Raw genomic sequence first — 22,102 nt, forward strand, 5'->3', positions numbered from 1 at the left:
AGACCATGCTCAACGTCACGGACGGAAAGGTCATCCGTCTGTTCATCGATGATGAACCCTTTTTTTTGCCGACGGCCAACCTCCTTCTTTTCGAGAGGACCCTCGATATGCGCGTCGGCACCCTCGACCGGGAAATTCTCTGGGAGACGCCGGCGGGCAAGCAGGTGCTGATCCAGTCGCGCCGCCTGGTATCTTTTCAGCACCGGCACCTGGCGGCCATATCCTATCAGGTGACGGTTCTGAATGCCGAGGCGCCAATGGTTATTTCTTCGGAACTGATCGGGCACCGCTCCAATCAGGTCAGCGAAGGAGATCCCCGCCAGTCCCAGGGATTCACCGAACAGGTCCTGGTGCCCAAGGCGGGGTACAGCAGAGGGGCTCGCATCCTGCTGGCGCACACGGCCAACAACAGCGGTATGAGTCTGAGCTGCGGCGTCGACCATGTCATCGAGACCGAATGCCCCTACACCTTCCGCAGTGAATGCTCGCACAATATCGGCCAGGTGGTCTACTCGATCGATGCCCAACCGGGCAAGCCGGTCCATCTTGTGAAATTTCTGGTTTACCATAACTCGCGGGGTGCATCCCCTGAAGAGCTGTGCGTCCGAGCGGAACGAACCCTCGACCGGGCTGTCAAGCAGGGAATCGGTTATCTGTTCAGCAGCCAGAAAAAGTATATGGACGAGTTCTGGCGGCGCAGCGACGTTCAGGTGGATGGCAGCACCGATAAGTTCCGCCGCGCCAGCGATGAGATCCAGCAGGCCCTCCGCTGGAATCTGTTCCAGATTCTCCAGGCAGCCGGAAGGGCCGAGGGATCTGGTATCCCGGCCAAAGGGCTGACCGGTCAGACCTACGAGGGGCATTACTTCTGGGATACGGAAATTTATGTCTTTCCATTCCTCATCTATACCGCCCCGCACATCGCCCGGAACCTGCTCATGTTCCGCTATCATATGCTGGAGCGGGCCCGGGAGCGCGCCAAGGAAGTCAACCAGAAGGGGGCTCTTTTCCCCTGGCGCACCATTAACGGAGAAGAGGCTTCGGCTTACTACGCGGCTGGTACAGCTCAGTATCACATCAACGCCGATATCATGTTCGCCCTGAAAAAATATGTGGAGGTTACCGGAGATGTGGCACTGCTGTTCAACGAGGGTGCGGAGATGCTGGTGGAGACGGCCCGGCTCTGGCTCGACCTCGGTTTTTATTCCGAGCGGAAGGGGGGAAGGTTCTGCATCGACGGAGTGACCGGCCCAGATGAATACAATACAGTCGTCAACAACAACACCTATACGAACCTCATGGCCCATGAGAACCTCCGTTACGCCGCCGACACGATAACCTACATGAGGGACAATCATCCGGAGCATTTCGACACCCTGGTCGACCGGACGGGGGTTGCCTTCTCTGAGGTGGAGGAATGGCGCAGGGCGGCGGACAATATGTATCTCCCCTTTGAAAAAGCCATCGGAATCCACCCCCAGGACGACAGCTTCCTCGACCGGAAAGTCTGGGACCTAAAGAATACGCCCAAGAACAAATTCCCGCTTCTGCTTCATTTTCACCCGCTGGTCATCTATCGCCATCAGGTGATCAAGCAGGCTGATGTGGTTCTGGCCATGTTTCTCCTGGGACACAAATTTTCCGCCGAGGAGAAAAAGCTCAATTTCGAATATTACGATCCCCTGACCACCGGCGACTCCTCCTTGTCCGCCTGCATCCAGAGCGTCGTCGCCGCCGAGATCGGGGACTCCGAGAAAGCCCTGAAGTATGCCCGCTACGCTGTCCTCATGGATCTCGCCGATGTCGGCGGCAATGTCCGGGACGGCTGCCATATCGCCTCGATGGGGGGCACCTGGATGGTCATGGTGTACGGGTTCGCCGGGATGCGGGACTACGGCGGGCGTCTCACCTTCGATCCGCACCTCCCACGGCAGCTCAGGAAACTGCGGTTTCCTCTGGAAATCCAGGGCCAGGAACTGGTCGTGGAAATGGGGGAGAAAACGGCGACCTATCTGCTGAGGAAGGGGGCCGGACTGACGATCGTCCACGAAGGCGAAGAGGTCCTCCTCCGGACAGGCGAATCCGTGATCCTGCCGATAAATAAAGGAGCATCGGAGGAGTAATCTTCTTGTGACAGATTCACCAAGGCCCGCCATTTACCGGAAGGAGATGGCGGGTTTTTCTGTGTACGTCTATCGCCGCTTTCATCTAAAACTCCACTTCTTGACCAGAAAGGGCTTGGGAACCGCTCGACTTGCAGGAGATGGAATCGTGATCTGATCATCGAGGTCCATGAGCTCCCCGTAGAGGGAAAGATAATTGCGGGTCATGCGTTCGGAGGTATAATTCATGGCCTGTCTGCAGGCCCGCCGGGCGAGATCAACTCGAAGAGCCGGATCGAGGATCAGGGTTTGAAGCGCCTCCCGGAGTGCTGAAGGATCTTCGGGAGGAACGAACAAGGCTGCGTCCCGCCACAGTTCCCGCAGGGTGGGGATATCGCCCAGAACCAGAGCGCACCCTGAAAAAGCCGCTTCCAGAATACGCAGACCGAAGGGTTCGTAGCGCGCAGGCAGGGCGTAAATCGCCGCCCGGCCCAGCCAATGGGTCATTTCCTCATGCGGAACCCGGCCGAGAAGGCAGACCCGGGTTCTTCGGCTTTCGCCGGTCCCGGACTGGGTGACGGCGCCGGCGACGAGGACCGGCCAGGGAAGGTCGACACTGGCCTCTTCGAGGACCGCGATGTTCTTTCCCTCATCCCACAGGCGTCCGGCCGAGAAGATGAATTCCTCCTTTTGCTGCGGGGGAAAATCGCCGGGATTGCGACCGTTATAGATGGTCCGGCAGTGGGGGAGGGGGCCGTAGAGCTGCTGGAGGATGTGGGCCATCGTCCGGTTCGGGGCGACGACTCTGGCTGCCACGCGAAGCCCCCGCCGCACCCGCCGGGCGTAGGCGTTCCACTTCGCCGGCGCCGGGCAGCTCTTGACCGCCTGCCACCAGGACAGAACGCACGAATGGGCCACCACCAGGCAGGGAGCTTTCCAGGGGAGGTTGGCATGGGCATAGCCATTAAGATGAATCAGGTCGGGGCGGATCTTTTTCTCCAGTTGCAGCAGCCAGGAGCCAGCCCGGCGGATGTCTCGGTCGGAGCCCGGCATCCATTCCAGAAGGAAATCGCCCTCCTCCAGAAATAGATTCAGGGCCTGGACTTTCTCTCTCTGGGCATTGGTGGGCCGTGGCCCCATGGTGACCAGAACGGTTTCGATTCCGCAGGTGAGGAGGTTCGAGGCCAGCTCCAGGGAGTAGTCCCAAACCCCTCCCACCGCATCGGTCGTCATCAGAACGGTTCCCTGCAGGGTCGGCATCTTCATCTGAGCTCTCCGGTCAGCTTTTTGAACATCTCCATGACCAGCCGTCCAGCGAAAGGACGTCGTAACCCTTTTAGCACCTAATCGGACCGAGACAAGCTTGCCGGGTGGGAAAAACTCCTGCGGGGGAAGAGTGGGGGGCGGATCTCCGCCGCAAGGTGTCGGAATGTTTATCTCTGCTGCCGTTAAGGCGAGAAAGAATTTTTTTCGGACAAAAATACACCCCGGCGACGACCGGAGCGTCTTCTCTTTACCCTGGCTGAGGGCCGATCGATGCAGTATAATCCGTTCCATGAAAAGTGTCCGCCCATCCGCACCCCTGATTGGTGTCGACACAGGAGGCACCTTCACTGACCTGATCCTGGTGGAGGGAACCTCAGTGCGCACCTGGAAACTTCCTTCCACCCCCGACGATCCCTCCCGGGCGGTGCTGGAGGGGGTACGCCATCTCCTCGGCGACGGGAAGGCCCTGGTCTTTCACGGCTCCACCGTGGCAACCAACGCCCTCCTGGAAGGAAAGGGGGCCCGGGTCGCCCTGGCGGTCACCGAAGGCTTCCGCGACCTGCTGCGCATCGGCCGGCAGAACCGTCCCGACCTCTACGCCCTGCACCCGCGCCGCCGCCCCCCCCTGGTCCCTGCCGGGCGAACGGTGGAGGTCCGCGAGCGGATGCTGGCCGACGGCACGGTGGAGGTCCCGCTGACGGATGAGGAGATAGCGCGGGCGGTGGCGGCGGTGCGGGAGAGCGGCGGCGACGCCGTGGCCCTGTGCCTTCTGCACTCCTACGCCAATCCCGACCACGAGGCGCGCCTGCTGAAGGCCCTGGAGGCGGCCGGTTTCCGGGTCAGCGCCTCGCACCGGATCCTTCCCGAATACCGTGAATTCGAGCGCGCCTCCACCACGGCGGTCAACGCCGCCGTCTCACCGGTCATGGAACGCTACATCTCCCGGTTGCAACGGGGGCTCGGCGCCGGCCATCTCAAGATCATGCAGAGCAACGGCGGCTCCATCCTCGCCGAGACGGCAGGGCGCGAAGCGGTGCGCACCATCCTCTCCGGACCGGCCGGGGGCATGACCGGGGCCTTCGAGACGGCACGACGGTCCGGCCTGGAGCGCATCATCACCTTCGACATGGGGGGAACCAGCACGGATGTCGGTCTCTGCGACGGGTCGCTGCCGGCCACCTCCGAGACGGTGATCGCCGGCTGGCCCGTCAAGGTGCCGATGATCGACATCCACACAGTCGGCGCCGGCGGCGGCTCCATCGCCCGCATCGACGCCGGCGGGGCCCTGCGGGTCGGACCCGAGAGCGCCGGCGCCGATCCCGGCCCGGTCTGCTACGGACGGGGGGACCGGGTCACCGTCACCGATGCCAATCTCTACCTCGGCCGCCTGCTGCCGGGGCGCTTTCTCGGCGGGCGGATGAAGCTCCACGCCGGCCGCAGCAGAAAGGCGATCGAGGCGCTGGCCGCCGAAGCGGGCCTGACACCCCGCCGCCTGGCTGAGGGGATCATCGAGGTGGCCGAATCGACCATGGCCGGCGCCCTGCGGGTGGTCTCCGTGCAGCGCGGATTCGACCCCCGCGACTTCACCCTCCTCCCCTTTGGCGGGGCCGGCGGCCTTCATGCCTGCGCCCTGGCCGAAAAGCTGTCCATCCCCCGGATTCTCGTCCCCGTCCATCCCGGACTCCTCTCCGCCGTCGGCATGGTCCTCTCCGATTCCATCCGCGACTACTCCCTCTCGGTGCTGCGACCCGGGGAGACGTCCCCCTCTGAGATGGAGGGACTCTTCGACCCTCTGGAGGCGCGGGCGCGGAGGGAGATGGCCGCCGAGGGGGTGACGTCTGAGCAGCTTCGCCTCGAGCGCTCCATCGACCTGCGCTACCGCGGCCAGTCCTTCGAGGTCAACGTCCCCTTTTCCGACGATTTCCGCGGCGATTTCCATGCCGCCCACGAACGCCTCTATGGCTATCGCGACGACGGCCGCCGGATGGAAATCGTTACCCTGCGCCTGCGCGCCGTCGGCCGCGGCTCCCACGCCGACCTGACTCACGGCATCTGCATCGAAGGAGAAGTCCGGTCGATGGAGAGCGTCTCGATGATCCTTGACGGCAGGCCGATCGAATGCCCCGTCTTCGAGCGGGCCCAGCTTCCCTGCGGAGGAGAGCTCGAAGGGCCGGCTCTGGTGGTGGAGGAGACCGCGACCCACCTGATCGGCGAAGGGTGGAGGGGAAGAGTGGACGCGCGGGGGAATCTGGTGCTGGAGAGGGTAGGGCGAGAATCGAAGACGGCGAACAGAGGGTAGAAGACGGACCTGCTTCATCCTCCCAGATGCCTGGCGATGCGGGAGAGGAGGATCTCCTTGCGGAAGGGTTTCAGGAGGAAGTCGTCCATTCCCGCCTCCAGGCATTCATCCCGGATACCGTTGCGGGCGTGGGCGCTCAGGGCGATGATTGGGGTGCGTCCCCCCTTCGTTTTTTCCAGCTCACGGATTCGGCCGGCCGCTTCCAGGCCACCCAGCTCCGGAAGCTGCAGGTCCATTAGAATCAGGTCGGTTCTGTTCTCCTGCCAGCGGGCGATCGCATCACTTCCCGATTCGGCCACCTCCGTTCGCCAGCCGGGCTGACTGAGCAGCATGAGGAGAATTTCCCGCACCATCGGGTCGTTTTCCACCAGCAGGATGTGGGCCTGCGGATAGAGGCAGACCCTCTCGGTCGCCCCGTCGGCCGAGGCGAGCGGCTCCGCCATTTCCGGCAGGCGGAGGGGAAGAGTGAAGAAAAAGACGCTCCCTCCTCCGGGACGCCCCCGCATACCGATTTCCCCTCCCATCAACTCGACCAGTCCCTTGCAGATCGCCAGTCCCAACCCCGTTCCCTCGTGACGACGCTCATGAAGGCTTTCCGTCCTGCTGAAGCGCCGGAAGAGCAGGCCTCTTTTCTCCCTGGGGATTCCTTTGCCCGTGTCGCTCACCGATAAGACAAGATGCTTGCCGCGGGTTCGCATCGATACAGTCACCTCGCCATGGTCGGTGAATTTGACGGCGTTGCCGATGAGGTTCAGAAGGACCTGGCCGAGCCGGTCCGAATCACCGATGAGGATGGGCGGCATATTCCGTGCGATGTTCAGCTCCAGACGCAGCCCCTTATCCCGGGCAAGAACAGAAAGGATGTCGACGGAATTCCGCACGCAGGCGCGTGGATCGAAGGGCTCCTCCAGAATCTCCACCCGCCTGGCTTCGATCCGTGAGAAGTCAAGGATGTCTTCTATGAGGGACCTGAGGCGGCGGGCCGACTTGTTCGCCAGCTCGAGGTAGGGCCTGCATTGTGGATCCCGGTCGCTTTCCAGGAGCTGTTCGAGGGCAGCGAGAAAAACAGTCATGGGGGTGCGGATCTCGTGACTCATGGTCGTCAGAAATTCGCTTTTGGCTCTACTGGCTTCCTCAGCCGCTTCTTTGGCGGCCCGCAGTTCCTCTTCCATGCGATGGCGGTCACTGATGTCCTGAATGACGGCAATTGTATGTCGGGGAGTTCCATAGATATCGCGTACAAGGCTCGCCGCCAGGTGGGTCCAGACCAGCTCGCCGTCCTTGCGAATGAATCTCTTTTCGGCCCTGTAGGTTGAAATGTCGCCATGCAGGAGATCGAAAATTCCCCGCCGGCTCGACTCGATGTCCTCCGGATGGGTGAACTCCAGAGGAGACATCCGCAGAAGCTCCTCGCGGCTGTAGCCGGTGATTTCGCAAAAACGGTCGTTGACCCGGGTCAGGCGCCCCGTCAGGTCGAGCTGCGTCGTCCCTACGGCCGCATTGTTGAAAAACGACCGAAACTCCTCTTCGCTGGTGCGCAGCGCCTCTTCTGCCCGCACCCGGTCGGTGACCTCCCGGACGATTTGCGCCGCCCCGAAGATTTCTCCTCCCTGTCGGCGCAAGGGATGCCAATGCCCCTCGAAGACCCTCGGCTTGCCAATCCCCCTGAATTCCCGGGTGACCGTGAAGGCCTCCCCGCCGAGTGCCCGTCCCCACAATTCCACCGCATTCTTCTGATCATCCGGTAGATCGGCCAGGGCCTCGGCCATGCTGGTCCCTATCTCGATGTCGATGCCGAAGACCCGTTTGGTTTGCCGCTGGTAGGCTGAATTGAAAGCAAGATAGCGGAAATTTTTGTCCTGCGCCGCGATGAGGTCCTCTGTGCTCTCCATGATCCCCTCGAGCAGCTCGATCCGGTCTCCGGGGGCATTCGCATCCCTCTCCAGCTCTCGTAGCCTGGCTCTCAGAAAACGGTTCTCCTCCTCGAGGGCGGCAAGACGATCCTTCTCTTTGTCCATGGGAACCCCATAACGCTAAAAGGATTTAATACTCTATCACATGATATTCCCCCGCAAAACAGGGGATAACACTTTTTAATGTCATGGCGCGCTCCGAACTCCGGGTTGAATCCTTCCGATCTTCTGTTAGGTTTTAAGTAACAGAACAAATCCGTATTATTCCGATGCTTTTTCTCTCAGCTGGGAAACCGGTCGTTTTGACGATTTCAAGACGCAATATTCAACGGCAACACTCGAATTAAAAACCCGAATCGATCAAAGGAGTCGTGATGCTGCAGGGCAACGAGCTGCCGCGCGTGGGAGCCCCCGCAGGCGCTGCCACCCGCGAACACTTCGAACGCAAGGAACGCTGCGTCGCCAGGGGGATCACCCACATGGCGCCAATCGTCATCGAGAGCGCTCGCGGCGCGGTGATCCGCGACATCGACGGGAATCTTTACCTGGATTTCTATGGAGGCATCGGCGTCGCCAACGCCGGGCACTGCCCCGGGGGGGTGGTCGAAACGATCCGGCGGCAGGCGGAAAAGTTGCTGCACAGCTGTTTCATGGTCGCAGGCTACACCCCCTACGTCGATCTGGCGGAGAAGCTGGTGGAGATCACCCCCGGCGACGGACCGAAGAAGGCGATGCTGGTCAACAGCGGCGCCGAGGCGGTGGAGAACGCGGTGAAGATAGCCCGCGCCCACACGGGACGCCCCGGGGTGATCGCCTTCGAGGCCAGCTTTCACGGCCGCACCCTGCTGACCATGTCCCTCACCAGCAAGGTCAAGCCGTACAAGCACCAGTTCGGCCCCTTCGCCCCGGAGATCCACAAGGTCCCCTCGGCCTACTGCTACCGATGCCTCTTCGGCGCAAGCTATCCCGATTGCGGTCTCGCCTGCCTCGACTACTTCGATCGTTTCTTCACTGCCGAGGCCGATCCCACCGAGATCGCCGCCATGATCATCGAGCCGGTGCAGGGGGAGGGAGGTTTCATCGTTCCGCCTCCGGAGTTCCTCCCCGGCCTGCGCGAGATCTGCGACCGCCACGGAATCGTGCTCATCGCCGACGAGGTGCAGACCGGCTTCGGCCGCACCGGCCGACTCTTCGCCTCGGAGCACTACGGCGTCGTCCCCGACCTGATCACCCTCGCCAAGGGGATCGCTTCGGGCCTGCCACTGAGCGCCGTGGTCGGCCGCGCCGAGATCATGGACGCGCCGACGCCGGGGCGCATCGGCGGAACCTTTGGCGGCAATCCGGTGGCCTGCGCTGCCGCCCTGGCGACCATCGGGGAGATTGAGACGCAGAACCTCTGCGCTCGCGCCCGGCACATCGGCGAGTTTCTGGAGGGGCGACTGCGCACCCTTCAGAAGCGCTATCCGCAGATCGGCGACGTCCGATGCCTCGGCGCTATGGTCGCCGCCGAGTTCGTCACCGACCCCGATTCGAAGACGCCTGCCAAGGAGATCCCGGGCGCCCTCATCGCGGCCTGTTTCAGGCGCGGACTGCTTGTCATCAGCGCCGGGGTCTTCAGCAACGTGGTGCGCTTTCTGCCTCCGCTGGTGGTCTCTGACGAACAGCTGGAGAAGGCGGCCGGAATCTTCGAAGAGGCGGTGGAGGAGGTACTGGGGAAGTAAGGTCGAAGGTCCAAAGTCAAAGGTCCAAGGTGCGGCGTCTTTGCGTCAAGCCTCCGCCCTCGAGCCTGCTTTTCAGGAGAACGGATGAATCCACACGAACACCAGCAAGAATACTCCATGGAGTACCTCGACACCTTCCGAACCGACCACCTCTTCTACCAGGGCCGGCGGGAGCTCCCCTTCATCGACCACGCCTCCGGCATCTACATCTGGGACCACACCGGCAAGGAATACCTTGACGGCAGCTCAGGGGCTGTCACCTGCAACATCGGCCACGGCAACCTGCGGGTCGCCAACCGGCTGGCGGACCAGGCGCGCAAGGCCGTCTTCGCCTACCGCACGCAGTTCGAGAACGAGCCGGCGCACCGCTACGCCGCCGAGCTCGCGAGCCACCTGGCGCCGCACCTGCAGCGGATCTTCTTCGTCTCCAGCGGCTCCGAGGCGGTGGAGGCGGCGATCAAGCTCTGCCGCCAGTACTTCTTCAACCGCGGCGAGAAGCAGCGCCAGCAGTTCATCAGCCGCACCCCCTCCTATCACGGCTCCACCCTGGGGGCACTGTCGCTGACCTCCTACGCCCCGCTGGAGATCCCCTTCCGGCCGATGATCCAGGCCTTCCCCAAGATCCCGGCCCCCTATTGCTACCGCTGTCCCTACCACAAGCGGCCCGCCTGCACCCTCGAATGCGCCTGGGCGCTGGAGAAGGCCATCCAAGAGCAGGGGCCGGACAGCGTCGCCGGCTTCGTCGCCGAGCCGATCGGCGGCGCCAGCACCGGGGCGGTCGTCCCGCCGAAGGAGTACTTCCGGGTGATCGAGCAGATCTGCCGCAAGTACGGCATCTTTCTGATCCTCGACGAGGTGATGACCGGCTTCGGCCGCACCGGCAAACTCTTCGCCTACGAGCACTGGGACGTGGAGGCCGACATCGTGGTCATGTCCAAGGGGATGACCGGGGGCTACTACCCCTTAGGCGGCATCGCCGCGCGCACCGAGTACGTGGAGGAGATGCTGGCGAAGGGCGGCTTCTTCCACGGCCACACCCTGGCCGGCAACCCCATGGGGTGCGCCGTCGGCCTGGAGGTGCTGCAGGTGATCACCGAAAACAAGCTGTCGGAGAACGCCGAGCTGATGGGCAGGAGCCTCAAGAACGGTCTCGACCGCCTCAAGCGGAAGTACGAGTTCATCGGGGACGTGCGCGGCCGCGGCCTGCTGATGGCCATCGAACTGGTCGCCGACCGCAGGACGAAAGCCCCCTTCCCGGCCGAGGACAAGGTCCATTTCCTCCTCACCGACATGGCCTACGACGAGGGGCTGATCGTCTACCCCCGCCGGCCGATCAACGGCCTGAAGGGCGATCACGTGATGATCGCCCCCCCGCTGATCATCACCCGCAAGGAGATCCGGGAGCTGCTCGACCGCCTCGACCGGGCGCTGGCGAGGACGGAGGAGAAGCTTAAGGCGGGATGAGGGACGAGGGACGCGGGACGGGGTAACGGCAAAACTCAGAACACAAAAATTCAAGGGCCGTTTCACGCGGATAAAATCTGATCAAATCGGATAAAGGCGGATCAACCCCTGTCTTTTGAATTAAATCAGATTTTATCAGACCTTATCCGAAGTTATCCGCGTGAAACGCTTTGATTTAAACTGATAACCAATAACCAATCATGGGTTTATGATCGACAAGCTGCGATCCATCGATGAAGCCCTCGGGGCGGTAAAAAGCGGACAGACGGTGATGGTCGGAGGCTTCGGCGGCCCCGGCACCCCTTTCGTGCTCCTCGACCGGCTGGTGGAGCAGGGCGTCGACGGCCTCACCCTGGTGAAGAACGACGCCAACGAGCCGGGGACGGGGGTGTCCCGGCTCATCGAGGCGGGGCGGGCGCACACCCTGATCGCCTCCCACATCGGCCTCAACCCCCTCGCCGTGGAGCGGATGAACCGGCGGGAGATCGAGGTGCTCCTCTACCCTCAGGGGATCCTTGCGGAGAAGATCCGGGCCGGCGGCGCCGGGCTCATCGGCATCCTCACCGACATCGGCCTCGACACGGTGCTGCGGGAGAGCCGGCAGGTGATGCATGTCGACGGACAGGAGGCGATCTACGAGCCGGCCCTGCGGGGGGACGTGGCGCTGATCCACGCGGCAAAGGCCGACCGGGCCGGGAACCTGCTTTTCGCCCGCAGCGGACGCAACTTCTGCCCCCTGATGGCCATGGCCGCCGACACGGTGATCGCCGAGGTGGAGGAGGTGGTCGAGACCGGCGAGCTCGACCCCGACGCCGTCCACCTCCCCTGCGCCTTCGTCGACCACCTGGTGCTGCTGGAGGAACTCACCCCCGACTACGGAGTGCTTCCCCACCATGTCCTTTAAGGAGAAAATCGCCGAGCGCGCCGCCCGGGAAATCGAATCGGGGCAGGTGATCAACCTCGGCATCGGCATCCCCACCATGATCCTCGACTACCTGCCGCAGGGGACCGAGGTCCTGGTCCAGTCGGAGAACGGTATCCTCGGCATCGGCCCGCGCTGCCGGGGAGGCACCGAGGATCGCACCCTTATCGACGCCGGCGCCAACTACGTCACCCTCGCCCCCGGTGCCTCCTTCTTCGACAGCGCCGTCTCCTTCGCCCTGATCCGCGGCGGCCGGGTGGACGTCAGCTTCCTGGGCGCCCTGGAGGTGGCCGCCAAAGGCGATCTGGCCAACTGGATCATCCCGGGGAAGATGGCGCCCGGCATCGGCGGCGGCATGGAGCTGGCGCAGAAGGCGAAGAAGGTGGTCGTCACCACCTCCCACACCACCCGGGATGGGGAGCCGAAGATTCTCCCCCGCTGCACTCTGCCGCTGACCGCCCGGGGGTGCGTCAAAACCATCATCACCGAGCTCGCCGTCATCGACGTCACCCCCCAGGGGCTGATGCTGCGCGAGCTGGCGGAGGGGACGACGCTGGAGGAGGTGAGGGAGAAGACGGCGGCGCCGCTGCTGTATGAGGGGGAGGTGGAGAGGTTTTGAAACTTCGAAAACCGTTTCACGCGGATAACTTCGGATAAAGTCCGATAAAATCTGATTTAAACCAAAAGATAAAGGATTGATCCGCCTTTATCCGATTTGATCAGATTTTATCCGCGTGCAATATGCCTTTGACTTTCGATCTTTAGTCTCCCAGGATTGCCCATGAATGCCCATGAAGAAAAGATCATCGCCGCCGTCGACGCCTTGGGGTACGACATCCTCGAGCTGACCATGCGCCTGATCGAGCAGCCGAGCACCCTGGGAAACGAGGGGTGCGCCGTCGACCTGCTCGAGAAGGCGTGGACGGGGATGGGGCTGTCGCCGGTGCGGGTGCCGGTGGAGCCGGAGAAGCTCGCGGGGCATCCCGGCTTCGCCCCGGTTCCCTGGAGCTACCAGGGGCGGGAGAACCTGGTGGCCGTTCGGGAGGCGAACGGGGAGGGGGGACGAAGCGCCCTGTTCAACGGACACCTTGACGTGGTCAGCCCCGAGCCGTCGGAGTTCTGGCAGAGCGACCCCTTTGCTCCCGTGGTCCGCGAAGGATGGCTGTACGGCCGCGGCGGCGGCGACATGAAGGCGGGGGTGGCGGCGATGAGCTTCGCCCTGCACGCCGTGGAGCGGGCCGGCTTCGGCCTGCGGGCGCCGGTCACGCTGGCGGCGGTTATCGAGGAGGAGTGCTGCGGCAACGGCGCCCTGGCCACCCTGGCGGCAGGATACGACGCCGAGGCGGTGCTCATCCCCGAGCCCTTCGGCCCCACCATCTACATCGCCCAGGTTGGGGTGCTCTGGTTCAAGGTGCGCCTGCGAGGCGTATCGACCCATGTCCAGGACACCGCCGCCGGCGCCAACGCCGTCGAGAAGATCTGGCCGCTCATCGCCGCCCTGCGCGAGCTGGAGGAGGCGATGAACGAGGAGGAGCGCCCCGAACCCTATCGCGGCATCTCCCATCCCCTCAACCTCAACATCGGCATCATCAAGGGAGGGGACTGGCCCTCCACCGTCCCCGCCCTGGCCGAGTTTCACGGCCGTCTCTCCTTCTTCCCCGGCACCCCGTACGATGAGGTGCGCCGGCGCATCGAGGATGCGGTGGCCAAGGCCGCGGCGGCCGACCCCTGGCTGGCCGCCAACCCCCCCGAAGTGAAATTCTACGCCTTCCGCTCCGAGGGGCACGTCCTCGACCGCACCCACTCCGTCCCCACCGTCCTCAACGACTGCCACCGCGCCCTCACCGGCGCCGACGCCGAAAGCTACGTCTCCACCTGCACCACCGACCTGCGCGCCTACCACTTCTTCGGCCGGGGGGAGGGGACCTGCTACGGCCCCGTCGCCGAGAACATCCACGGCGCCGACGAGCGGGTGCGCATCGACAGCATCCACCAGGTCGCCAGAGCCTACGCCCTCTTCCTCGCCCGCTGGTGCGGTCTGGTGGAGTAGGAATTGATAAGATCTCATTCGTATGCTATAGAAGAACATCCCACCTCTACGCGCCGCTAGCTCAGCTGGATAGAGCATCTGACTTCGGATCAGAGGGTCGGGGGTTCGAATCCTCCGCGGCGCGCCAGTTTTATTTCTCCGGGGCAGGGATTATCCTTCCTGCCCCACGTGAAGCCGCTCCTTCAGCCTCCTTCGCCGATGCGGAGACGGGGGATGATTCCCTCCTGAACGGCATGCTCGCGGCCTTTTTGGGACAGATGAAACCTTGTGCCGAGCAGGCCGCTCCGCTCGATCATCCCCTGGCGTTTCAGGGAGGCGAGAGCCTTTTCGACCATCGTCTTATCGAAATGAAGGTTGTCGGCCAGGCTCGCCGGGGAGAGCCCTCTCTCCCCGGCGAGAGCCAGTTGCTGAAAAATGATCGCCTCGTAGTCCTTCGCCTGTTGGCTTATCCCGCCCGGCTCTTCTTCGGGCTCTTTTTTCGGCGCCGCTTCACCTTCCCGCCTCGCCATTCCGGTGACTCGATCCAACCACCGATGCAACGCCGGACTGTTGCCGATCAATAAGAACAGCATCAGAAAGATCAGGAACAGGGTCGATATGGTGAAATCGGAGGCCGGCATGACGTCAGTCCCCGGGCTGGTTCCAGATCATCGCCTTCTCCTTCCCATGAGTGTTCATCCGGCGTTTCCGGATGAACGCTATATTATTAATCCATATCAGATCGTTCAGCTGCTGCAAGAGAAACTCCTCACCCCGGTTTTTCTCCTCAATTCCCGGCACCGCCCTTCTGATTGATTTGTATTCGTTCTTGACGAAAATAACTGAAGTCACCCGCGATTTATGATAGAGGAAAAAGAGAGGGCGTTTTTTCCTTTGCGGACGGAAAGGTACTCGCTTGAGTAAGGGTGCATCCGGCATGGCTGAACGATTCGTTGATGAACCCCTCGTACCGGTCGTCGCAACCGCCGACACATCCCTCATGGCCGCCGGCGGTCCCGGGCTGCCGCGCGAGTTTCTGTGGCGGGGGCGGACTGTTGAGGTTGCGGCAGTGCTCCGCAGCTGGCGCGAGACGGGGAAGTGCCGTCACGGCAGCGGCGAGATGTATGCCCGCAAGCACTGGTTCGAAGTCGTTACCACCGACCGTGCGACGATGAAGATCTACTTCGAGAGGCAGCCCCGCCGAGGCCGGAAGGAATCCCGGTGGTGGCTGTTCACCATCTCCGAGCCGGAGAGTTGATCATAGCTGGTCATACGCCGCCGAATCTCCCCATTCATAGGCCGATCCCGATACCGACACCGATGCCGAAACGGGTACGTGTGGAGTCGGGATGATCTCCCGGAGCCCAGAGTCGGAGTTCATGCACGGTCAGCACGGGGTAGAGATAGTCGAACTCGCCGATGCGGCCGGTCCGGCTCCCCTCCACTTGCCCTACCACTGTGATGAGTCTCCCGGGGCGGTAGATGTTCGGATCGCGAAAGGTGTCGTCCTTGAGGATGAAGCGTCCGGCGGAGCGGTCGGTGGCGGTTATCCGGCCGCGGTGGTCGCTGGGGTGCTGGACCACCTCAAGTTCGCTGCGGTCACCGTTGTGGGTGCGGACGGAGACGACGGCGCCGCCGAGGAGAAGATACCGGCCGATGTGGCGGTCCGGGGCCTGGATCACGTCCTCAAAGGTGAACTCCGGATCGACCAGTTCCATCGACTCCCTGCTGACGGCGGGGGCGCATGCCGCAGAGAAAAAGAGGGTGGTGAGGAGAAGAAAGAGGAGACGCATGGCAGACCTCCTTTGGTTGTGCCCTCTTCCAGTCTGGTGCCGGGAGCATGAGGCTGTCAAGGGCCCGGCGCCAACACTTCCCGCACCGCTCCCTTTCCTGGATGGCTCCGAGCGGAATTTTCTTTGCCGGGCCCGGAGAGGGTGTTGTATATTGGCCACCTGTCCCCCTCTTTTTTGCGGAAGGTAGCTTGCCGATGCGAAAGGTGAATAACTTTTTCTCGATCGACGGCGTGTTGCTGGAATACCTGTGGCTGGGTCCCGGCCCCGATGAGGCGCCCACCCTGGTGTTTCTCCACGAAGGTCTCGGATGCGTCGACCTGTGGAAGGATTTTCCTGAGCGCGCGGCCGAAGCGACCGGCTGGGGAGCGCTGGTCTACAGCCGAGCCGGGTACGGAAAATCGGATCCCTGCGTGCTGCCGCGCCCCCTCGGATTCATGCACACCGAGGGTCTGGTCACCCTCCCCCGGGTGCTCGATGCGGCCGGCATACGCCGCGCGGTCCTGGTGGGGCACAGCGACGGGGCCTCCATCGCCCTGATCAACGCGGGGGGCCTTCGGGATGAGCGCATCGTGGGGCTGGCACTGATGGCCCCTCACGTGCTGGTGGAACAGATTACCGTAGAGAGCATCCGCGAGGCCGGGGAGGCTTATGAAAAGACCGACTTGCGCCAGCGCCTGAGCCGCTACCACGGCGACAACGTGGACTGCGCCTTCCTGGGATGGAACCGGGCCTGGCTCCACCCCCTCTTTCTCTCCTGGAACCTGGAGATCTTCCTGCCGGGGATCGAGGTGCCGGTGCTGCTCATCCAGGGGGAAGAGGACAATTACGGCACGGCGCTGCAGCTGGAGACGATCGAACGGGGGCTGCCCGCCCCACCGGAGGTCCGCCTGCTGGAGCGGTGCGGCCATTCCCCTTTCCGCGACCAGCCAGGGTCGACCCTGCAGGCGCTCGCCGGCTTTGTCTCGGGACTGAAGGCGGGCCTTCCATGAGCACGGAGAGCCCGAGACACATCGTCGTCGTCTCCTCCCTGGTCCGCAACGCGCAGGACCAGGTCCTTCTGGTCCGCCATCATAAGCGCGGCTGGGAGATCCCCCAGGGACGGGTCGAGGAGGGGGAGAGCCTGATGGAGGCTCTGCGCCGGGAGGTCCTTGAGGAGACCGGTGTGGAGATCGACCCCGGCCCGCTGGCCTGCGTCTGGTCGAAGCTCTCGCCGCCCACCGCCCTGATTTTCACCTTTCTCGCCCGCTACCGCAGCGGCGAACCGACCCCCTGCAGTGAATGCCCGGAGCTCGGCTGGTTCGCTCCCGCCGAGTCCCTGGCGCGGGTCACTCATCCCGTGAACCGTGACCGCCTCGGAACCCTCCTCGATTTTAAAGGGACTACCCTCTACCGCGCCTATGACACGAATCCTTATCGGGTGCTTGGGGAAGGGGCATAGATCCAAGTCCCAAGTTTCGAATCCGGTTGCCCTCGTCCGCCCTCTGCTATAGTTTTCCGATATAATCCGGAGCTACGGCCGCGGAAAACCCGTGAGGTGAACGAAGATGCGCGTGCAGCTGTTCGGAACCTGTCTGGTGGATGCCTTTTTCCTGGAGGTGGGGGAGGCGACCTTGCGGCTACTCAGGCATTTCGGAGTCCCCGAACTCCTTCGCGACGATCCGGTGCTTGCCAGAAAGGCAGCCGGGAATGGTTGGGGGTGCGCCATGAGGCGGCGTCGACACGCTGGTGGCCTCGATGGAGCAGACAAGTTCAAAGGAAACTTAAGCACTCCTGGCCCCCCATCCCCACCAGCCTGACCGCTTCTCCTTGCCGACAGCCCGGCGAAGGTCTTCGATGCGCCGGTCTACTTCCTCCTCCCCCCGCGAGATGGCCAGCGCGGCGGTGGAGAAGTCCGCCCAGTGGGCGACGCCGTTCTGAGGAGAGAGGATGATGTCGGCCGACTTGAGCTGTTCGTTGGCGAGGACATTGCGCACCATTGCGTCTGCCCGGGCGATGACGTCGAGGGCGTTGCGCGGCGCCTCGAAGGCCGCCGGGGGATCACCCACCTCGACGGCGATGACGATATCGGCGCCGAGCTGGCGGGCGGCGCACACCGGCACGGCTTCGGCCCAGCCTCCGTCGACCAGGAGTCGGCCGTCGTGCTCCACCGGATTGAGCACCCCCGGCATGGCACAAGAGGCGGCGATGGCCCGGCGCAGGGGACCCCGGTCGAGGACGACCACCTCGCCGCTGCCCAGGTCGAGAGCGACGGCAGCGAAGGGGAGGCGGGTTTCTTCGATCGCCATGTCGTCGACCATGCAGGCGTAGTTGCGCATGGCGGTCTCGTCGCTGACCAGGGCGGTGCGAGTCACCATAAGGGCGTTGAATACCCCGCGACGCGCCAGGCGCCCCATCTGAAACAGCAGCCCCTCGCCATCGGCATCGAGCTCCCTGAAGAAGTCGAATCCCGATGTGGCGAACTCATTGCTCTGCAGGTAGGCTGTGATCTTTTTCTTAAGCTCCGCCAAGTCTCCCCGGGCGGCATACATGGCGCCGATGATCGCCCCCATGCTGGTGCCGGTCACGATGTCGATTGAAATGCCGTGTTTTTCCAGGCCCTCAATGACGCCGATGTGGGAGAAGGCCCGAGCCGCTCCCCCTCCGAGGGCCAGGCCGATTTTGCCGGGTCTGCTCATGTTGGCCTCCAATGCGCCGGGCCCACCCGGCCGCGTAAATTAAAACCCTCCGTCAGAATGCATTGCGATCATTGACGCTTTAATTTTAGCGCAATTCCGGTGTCATGCCAGGCCGCAGGTCCGGGGGTGATATTCCCATTGCTTTTTCCCTCCAGCGGCCCTAAAATCCGCCTGCCGCACCTGCGGATTCGACCCTTAGTGGAGGCCGTGACGCCATGCCCGCCATTTTTCAGACCACCCTCCTGCTGATCCTTTCCAACATTTTCATGACCTTCGCCTGGTACGGACACCTCAAGACCCTCAACCATCGGGTCTGGTACATCGCCGCCCTGGCAAGCTGGGGGATCGCCCTATTCGAGTACCTGCTGCAGGTGCCTGCCAACCGAATCGGTTTCACAGCCCTGGACCTGCCGCAGTTGAAGATTCTGCAGGAGGTGATCACCCTGGCCGTCTTCATCCCCTTTGCCCTCCTCTACATGCAGCAGCCCCTCAAGCTCGACTACCTCTGGGCGGCTCTCTGCCTTCTCGGCGCGGTCTTCTTCACCTTCAGAGGGTGAAAAGCCACGGATGTTGACCTTTTCATCCTGAGAAGGTACGGTTTTAAAGGATTGTTTGTGGGTTCGCCGGGAGAGTTACCTCTCACCTCTTGCCCAATGGAGTTTGCATGGATTTCAAACTGCTGTGGAACCGCATCGTGCGTGCCGCAAAGCTCGATGTCCATCTGTACGAGGAAGTGGAGGCCGACCGCGGCGCCCTGGGACAGGCTGCCCTGGTAGTGGTGCTGTCGAGCCTGGCCGCCGGCGTAGGCGGGGCTGCCGAAGGAGGGATCCCGGGGCTGCTGGTTCTCGCCCTGGCCGCCCTGGCCGGATGGTTCATCTGGGCATGGCTGATCTGGATCATCGGCACGAAGCTTCTGCCCGAGCCACAGACCTCCGCCGATACGGGGGAGATGCTGCGCACCCTCGGCTTCGCAGCTTCCCCGGGGCTGATCCGTTTTCTAGGGGTTATCCCCGCACTGGCGGTGATCGTCAACATCATTGCCGGAATCTGGATGCTGGTGGCCACGATCACCGCTGTGCGACAGGCCCTCGACTACCGCAGTACATGGCGGGCGGTGGGGGTCTGCCTGGTCGGCTGGATCGTCCAGATTCTCGTGCTGGCCGTGGTCTTCGCCGCACTCGGTGTCGGCGTACCCCGCTAGATCCACCCGCCCCGGCTGCGGAAAGACTGGATGATCGCGCTCCAATCGGGTATGATTCTTCTCAATGAAAGACTCCATCGACCCCATCCGCCTCGAAGTCCTCAAGAACCGCTTCACCTCCCTCACCGAGGAGATGGGGGCGGTGCTGATGCGCACAGCCTTTTCCCCAAACATCAAGGAGCGGCGCGACTTCTCCTGCGCCCTTTTCGACCGCCGGGGAGATATGGTCGCCCAGGCCGCCCACATCCCCGTGCACCTCGGCTCCATGCCCCTGTCGGTGGCCGCCGCCCTGGAGCGCGGCGATCTCTTCCCCGGTGATATGATCCTCCTCAACGATCCTTACCGCGGCGGCACCCATCTCCCCGACCTGACCCTGGTGACTCCGGTCTTCTTCAGCGGCGACGCCCCCGACTTCTTCCTCGCCAACCGCGCCCACCACGCCGACGTCGGGGGGATGACCGCCGGCTCCCTGCCGCTGTCCACCGAGATCTTCCAGGAGGGGATGCTCATCCCGCCGGTGAAGATCGTCCGCGGCGGCGAGATCGACCGGGAGCTGCTGGCCTTGATGCTGGCCAACGTGCGCACACCAGTGGAGCGGGAGGGGGACCTGACCGCCCAGCTGGCCGCCAACCGCACCGGCGAGCGGCGGCTTCGGGAGATCGTGGCGCAGTACGGGCTGGAGGAGACGGAAGGGTACTGCCGGGCCCTGCTCGACTACGGGGCGCGGATGATGGCGGATGTGGTCGCAGCGATCCCGGATGGGACGTACCGCTTCGAGGATGTCCTCGACGACGACGGAGCCGGAGGCGATTCCGTTCCGATCCGCTGCTCGGTGACCGTGGCGGGGGATCGGGCGACGGTCGATTTCTCCGGTTGCGCTCCCCAAGTCCCCGGCTGCGTCAACGCGGTGCAGGCGATCACCCTCTCGGCGGTCTTCTACGTCTTCCGCCTGCTGGCTCCGGAGGAGATCCCAAACAATGCCGGGTGCATGCGCCCCATCGAGGTGAGGACGAAGCCGGGGACGGTGGCGGACTGCATCTTCCCGGCGGCGGTAGCGGGAGGCAACGTGGAAACCTCCCAGCGCCTCGTCGACGTCCTGCTCGGCGCACTGGCCGAGGCCCTGCCGGGGCTGATTCCGGCGGCGAGCTGCGGCTCGATGAACAATCTCACCATCGGCGGGGTCGATCCTCGCAGCGGCGAGCTCTTCGCCTACTACGAGACGATCGCCGGCGGTGCGGGGGGAAGTCCGGAGGGGGAGGGGGCGAGCGGCATCCAGACCCACATGACCAACACTCTCAATACGCCGGTGGAGGCCCTGGAGCATGCCTACCCTTTGCGGGTGCGGCGTTACGCCCTGCGGGACGGTTCAGGGGGGGAGGGAAGGCACCGGGGCGGGGAGGGGGTGGTGAAGGAGGTGGAACTGCTCGGCAAGGCCCGCATCACACTGATCAGCGAGCGCCGGCAGACGGCGCCTTACGGCCTGCAGGGGGGCGGGCCGGGACGCACGGGACGCAACTTGCTTCTCCGAGATGGCCGGGAGCGGGAGCTGCCGGCCAAGTCGACCATCGAGGGGCTGCCGGGTGACCGCCTGATTATCGAGACGCCCGGAGGAGGGGGGTGGGGAGACAGAGGAGAGGAAGGGCCCTGACGGACCCTTCCCCGCTGCAGATCTTCCGCATCCTCTGGATGGGAATTACTCCCTTGGGGCCTCGAATTCATAGCCGCAGGCCGGGCACTTGATCCGGGTGGTCTCCGAATCTCTCGGGGTGGCGCAGGCAGTGAGGGAAGCGAGCAGCATCAGTACCGTCAGCAGGGAAGCCGTTTTTCCGAGCAGTTCTCTCATGGTGTTTACCTCTCTTTTTCCTTTTGGCAGGGGGTGGACGAAAAGTTCTTTAATCCATTATAGCAAGTGATTGCAAGCATGCAAATATACACGAAAAAATAGATAGTCCTCGCCGATATTGACCCATCGGACATCAAAAAACTATTATTTTTCGCGGATCTCAAAGAGGGCCGCAGATTAAATAACGGGTTTTTAAACCGCGAAAGCTGCGGATAATTCGACCTGAGCCGTTCTTTTTTACCTTGAAGAAGGAATACCATGTCCAGCACACCGCTTGATACCCTGCGCGAGGTCTTCGGCTATGACGCCTTCCGCCCTTACCAGGAGGAGATCGTCGAGACCCTGATCGGCGGCGGGGATGCCTTCGTCCTGATGCCCACCGGCGGCGGCAAGTCCCTCTGCTATCAGGTTCCGGCGCTGCACCGCCCCGGCACGGCGATCGTGGTGTCTCCGCTGATCTCGCTGATGAAGGACCAGGTCGATGCGCTGGTCGCCAACGGGGTGCGGGCGGCCTTCTACAACTCCTCCCTGGGGGCCGCCGAATCGCGGCGGGTGCTTGCGGAGCTGCACGGCGGCGGCCTGGATCTCCTCTATGTCGCGCCGGAGCGCCTGATGAGCGACTCCTTCGTGGAGAGGCTGGAGGAGGTGCCTGTAGCTCTCTTCGCTATCGACGAGGCCCACTGCGTCTCCCAGTGGGGGCACGATTTCCGCCCGGAGTACGTGCAGCTCGGCCGCCTGCGCGCCGACTTCCCAGACGTGCCGATGATCGCCCTCACCGCCACCGCCGACCCCCAGACCCGCGACGACATCCTCCATCGCCTCGGCCTGCGGCGGGCCCGCCTCTTCGCAGCCGGCTTCGACCGTCCCAACATCC

At 63.4% G+C, this 22,102-nt stretch carries 20 protein-coding genes and 1 tRNA gene; 15 read left to right on the top strand and 6 right to left on the bottom strand.

Annotated elements, in window-relative coordinates:
- Positions 1-2,123: glycoside hydrolase family 65 protein (locus DTF_RS24235; protein WP_226989402.1), on the top strand; the 2,123-nt coding region annotated here is incomplete at its 5' end.
- Positions 2,124-2,204: 81 nt separating this feature from the next.
- Here DTF_RS24235 and DTF_RS24240 read toward each other — a convergent pair.
- Positions 2,205-3,368, bottom strand: coding sequence for a glycosyltransferase family 4 protein (locus DTF_RS24240; protein ID WP_226989403.1), 1,164 nt, complete (start codon positions 3,366-3,368; stop codon positions 2,205-2,207).
- Positions 3,369-3,657: 289 nt separating this feature from the next.
- On the opposite strand from DTF_RS24240, the gene DTF_RS24245 reads away from it, so the two are divergent.
- Complete coding sequence (locus DTF_RS24245) at positions 3,658-5,667, top strand: hydantoinase/oxoprolinase family protein (RefSeq protein ID WP_035057961.1); 2,010 nt, start codon at positions 3,658-3,660, stop codon at positions 5,665-5,667.
- A 14-nt stretch (positions 5,668-5,681) separates the two neighbouring features.
- Here DTF_RS24245 and DTF_RS24250 read toward each other — a convergent pair whose 3' ends face one another.
- Positions 5,682-7,685: a PAS domain S-box protein gene (locus tag DTF_RS24250; protein WP_027716358.1), complete on the bottom strand. Its 2,004-nt coding sequence runs from the start codon at positions 7,683-7,685 to the stop codon at positions 5,682-5,684.
- Between the two features lie 269 nt (positions 7,686-7,954).
- On the opposite strand from DTF_RS24250, the gene gabT reads away from it, so the two are divergent.
- The 6 genes from gabT to DTF_RS0117430 all read left to right on the top strand — a co-directional run bounded on the left by gabT (position 7,955) and on the right by DTF_RS0117430 (position 13,864).
- Positions 7,955-9,301, top strand: a complete 1,347-nt coding sequence (gabT, locus tag DTF_RS0117405; protein WP_051361428.1) for a 4-aminobutyrate--2-oxoglutarate transaminase — start codon at positions 7,955-7,957, stop codon at positions 9,299-9,301.
- 84 nt (positions 9,302-9,385) lie between these two features.
- Positions 9,386-10,765, top strand: coding sequence for an aspartate aminotransferase family protein (locus DTF_RS0117410; protein ID WP_226989404.1), 1,380 nt, complete (start codon positions 9,386-9,388; stop codon positions 10,763-10,765).
- A gap of 208 nt (positions 10,766-10,973) precedes the next feature.
- Entirely contained in the window at positions 10,974-11,669 is a 696-nt protein-coding gene (locus tag DTF_RS0117415; RefSeq protein ID WP_027716361.1) for a CoA transferase subunit A, read from the top strand.
- Complete coding sequence (locus DTF_RS0117420) at positions 11,659-12,306, top strand: 3-oxoacid CoA-transferase subunit B (RefSeq protein WP_027716362.1); 648 nt, start codon at positions 11,659-11,661, stop codon at positions 12,304-12,306. The genes DTF_RS0117415 and DTF_RS0117420 overlap by 11 nt, the downstream gene beginning before the upstream one ends.
- Positions 12,307-12,468: 162 nt before the next feature.
- Positions 12,469-13,737: an ArgE/DapE family deacylase gene (locus tag DTF_RS0117425; RefSeq protein ID WP_035057810.1), complete on the top strand. Its 1,269-nt coding sequence runs from the start codon at positions 12,469-12,471 to the stop codon at positions 13,735-13,737.
- 50 nt (positions 13,738-13,787) lie between these two features.
- Positions 13,788-13,864, top strand: a tRNA-Arg gene (locus DTF_RS0117430).
- Positions 13,865-13,919: 55 nt separating this feature from the next.
- Here DTF_RS0117430 and DTF_RS0117435 read toward each other — a convergent pair.
- Complete coding sequence (locus tag DTF_RS0117435; protein WP_027716364.1) at positions 13,920-14,357, bottom strand: hypothetical protein; 438 nt, start codon at positions 14,355-14,357, stop codon at positions 13,920-13,922.
- 296 nt (positions 14,358-14,653) lie between these two features.
- On the opposite strand from DTF_RS0117435, the gene DTF_RS0117445 reads away from it, so the two are divergent.
- The gene (locus DTF_RS0117445; RefSeq protein WP_035057817.1) at positions 14,654-14,974 is read left to right on the top strand and encodes a DUF6504 family protein; all 321 of its coding nucleotides are present in this window, start codon (positions 14,654-14,656) and stop codon (positions 14,972-14,974) included.
- A gap of 34 nt (positions 14,975-15,008) precedes the next feature.
- On the opposite strand, the gene DTF_RS24260 is transcribed toward DTF_RS0117445, so the two are convergent.
- Positions 15,009-15,509, bottom strand: a complete 501-nt coding sequence (locus DTF_RS24260; protein ID WP_051361429.1) for a Slp family lipoprotein — start codon at positions 15,507-15,509, stop codon at positions 15,009-15,011.
- A 194-nt stretch (positions 15,510-15,703) separates the two neighbouring features.
- Between DTF_RS24260 and DTF_RS0117455 the strand changes: the two genes are divergently transcribed.
- Together DTF_RS0117455 and DTF_RS0117460 are read left to right on the top strand one after the other, a co-directional pair.
- Positions 15,704-16,498 carry an alpha/beta fold hydrolase gene (locus DTF_RS0117455; protein WP_051361430.1) on the top strand — a complete coding sequence of 265 codons (795 nt, stop codon included), beginning with the start codon at positions 15,704-15,706 and terminating at the stop codon, positions 16,496-16,498.
- On the top strand, positions 16,495-16,947 hold the full coding sequence (locus DTF_RS0117460; protein WP_027716368.1) for an NUDIX hydrolase: 453 nt from the start codon (positions 16,495-16,497) through the stop codon (positions 16,945-16,947). Before DTF_RS0117455 ends, DTF_RS0117460 begins: the two co-directional genes overlap by 4 nt.
- Positions 16,948-17,269: 322 nt before the next feature.
- Here the strand turns inward: DTF_RS0117460 and DTF_RS0117465 are convergent, their stop codons facing one another.
- On the bottom strand, positions 17,270-18,184 hold the full coding sequence (locus DTF_RS0117465; protein ID WP_027716369.1) for a patatin-like phospholipase family protein: 915 nt from the start codon (positions 18,182-18,184) through the stop codon (positions 17,270-17,272).
- A 215-nt stretch (positions 18,185-18,399) separates the two neighbouring features.
- Here DTF_RS0117465 and DTF_RS0117470 point away from each other — a divergent pair, with 215 nt between their 5' ends.
- The 3 genes from DTF_RS0117470 (at position 18,400) to DTF_RS0117480 (ending at position 21,033) form a co-directional block, all read left to right on the top strand.
- Positions 18,400-18,741: a DMT family protein gene (locus DTF_RS0117470; protein ID WP_027716370.1), complete on the top strand. Its 342-nt coding sequence runs from the start codon at positions 18,400-18,402 to the stop codon at positions 18,739-18,741.
- Between the two features lie 107 nt (positions 18,742-18,848).
- Positions 18,849-19,385 carry a YIP1 family protein gene (locus tag DTF_RS0117475; RefSeq protein WP_027716371.1) on the top strand — a complete coding sequence of 179 codons (537 nt, stop codon included), beginning with the start codon at positions 18,849-18,851 and terminating at the stop codon, positions 19,383-19,385.
- 64 nt (positions 19,386-19,449) lie between these two features.
- Positions 19,450-21,033 (top strand): hydantoinase B/oxoprolinase family protein, encoded by a 1,584-nt coding sequence (locus DTF_RS0117480; protein ID WP_027716372.1) that lies wholly within the window; start codon positions 19,450-19,452, stop codon positions 21,031-21,033.
- Between the two features lie 45 nt (positions 21,034-21,078).
- On the opposite strand, the gene DTF_RS26705 is transcribed toward DTF_RS0117480, so the two are convergent.
- On the bottom strand, positions 21,079-21,228 hold the full coding sequence (locus DTF_RS26705; protein WP_155890862.1) for a hypothetical protein: 150 nt from the start codon (positions 21,226-21,228) through the stop codon (positions 21,079-21,081).
- A gap of 258 nt (positions 21,229-21,486) precedes the next feature.
- Between DTF_RS26705 and DTF_RS27375 the strand changes: the two genes are divergently transcribed.
- On the top strand, positions 21,487-22,102 hold a 616-nt coding region (locus DTF_RS27375; RefSeq protein ID WP_035057819.1), incomplete at its 3' end, for a RecQ family ATP-dependent DNA helicase.

Source organism: Desulfuromonas sp. TF, assembly GCF_000472285.1.
In the GTDB taxonomy this organism is placed as follows: Bacteria; Desulfobacterota; Desulfuromonadia; order Desulfuromonadales; family ATBO01; genus ATBO01.

What these genes read in the sequence shown, in the direction of transcription:
- DTF_RS0117420 (WP_027716362.1), top strand. Translation starts at nt 11,659, where the DNA reads ATGTCCTTTAAGGAGAAAATCGCCGAGCGCGCCGCCCGGGAAATCGAA.
- DTF_RS0117475 (WP_027716371.1), top strand. Translation starts at nt 18,849, where the DNA reads ATGGATTTCAAACTGCTGTGGAACCGCATCGTGCGTGCCGCAAAGCTC.
- DTF_RS0117425 (WP_035057810.1), top strand. Translation starts at nt 12,469, where the DNA reads ATGAATGCCCATGAAGAAAAGATCATCGCCGCCGTCGACGCCTTGGGG.
- DTF_RS24250 (WP_027716358.1), bottom strand. Translation starts at nt 7,685, where the DNA reads ATGGACAAAGAGAAGGATCGTCTTGCCGCCCTCGAGGAGGAGAACCGT.
- DTF_RS0117415 (WP_027716361.1), top strand. Translation starts at nt 10,974, where the DNA reads ATGATCGACAAGCTGCGATCCATCGATGAAGCCCTCGGGGCGGTAAAA.
- DTF_RS0117465 (WP_027716369.1), bottom strand. Translation starts at nt 18,184, where the DNA reads ATGAGCAGACCCGGCAAAATCGGCCTGGCCCTCGGAGGGGGAGCGGCT.
- DTF_RS0117435 (WP_027716364.1), bottom strand. Translation starts at nt 14,357, where the DNA reads ATGCCGGCCTCCGATTTCACCATATCGACCCTGTTCCTGATCTTTCTG.
- gabT (WP_051361428.1), top strand. Translation starts at nt 7,955, where the DNA reads ATGCTGCAGGGCAACGAGCTGCCGCGCGTGGGAGCCCCCGCAGGCGCT.
- DTF_RS0117460 (WP_027716368.1), top strand. Translation starts at nt 16,495, where the DNA reads ATGAGCACGGAGAGCCCGAGACACATCGTCGTCGTCTCCTCCCTGGTC.
- DTF_RS0117470 (WP_027716370.1), top strand. Translation starts at nt 18,400, where the DNA reads ATGCCCGCCATTTTTCAGACCACCCTCCTGCTGATCCTTTCCAACATT.
- DTF_RS0117410 (WP_226989404.1), top strand. Translation starts at nt 9,386, where the DNA reads ATGAATCCACACGAACACCAGCAAGAATACTCCATGGAGTACCTCGAC.
- DTF_RS24245 (WP_035057961.1), top strand. Translation starts at nt 3,658, where the DNA reads ATGAAAAGTGTCCGCCCATCCGCACCCCTGATTGGTGTCGACACAGGA.
- DTF_RS26705 (WP_155890862.1), bottom strand. Translation starts at nt 21,228, where the DNA reads ATGAGAGAACTGCTCGGAAAAACGGCTTCCCTGCTGACGGTACTGATG.
- DTF_RS0117480 (WP_027716372.1), top strand. Translation starts at nt 19,450, where the DNA reads ATGAAAGACTCCATCGACCCCATCCGCCTCGAAGTCCTCAAGAACCGC.
- DTF_RS24240 (WP_226989403.1), bottom strand. Translation starts at nt 3,368, where the DNA reads ATGAAGATGCCGACCCTGCAGGGAACCGTTCTGATGACGACCGATGCG.
- DTF_RS0117455 (WP_051361430.1), top strand. Translation starts at nt 15,704, where the DNA reads ATGCGAAAGGTGAATAACTTTTTCTCGATCGACGGCGTGTTGCTGGAA.
- DTF_RS24260 (WP_051361429.1), bottom strand. Translation starts at nt 15,509, where the DNA reads ATGCGTCTCCTCTTTCTTCTCCTCACCACCCTCTTTTTCTCTGCGGCA.
- DTF_RS0117445 (WP_035057817.1), top strand. Translation starts at nt 14,654, where the DNA reads ATGGCTGAACGATTCGTTGATGAACCCCTCGTACCGGTCGTCGCAACC.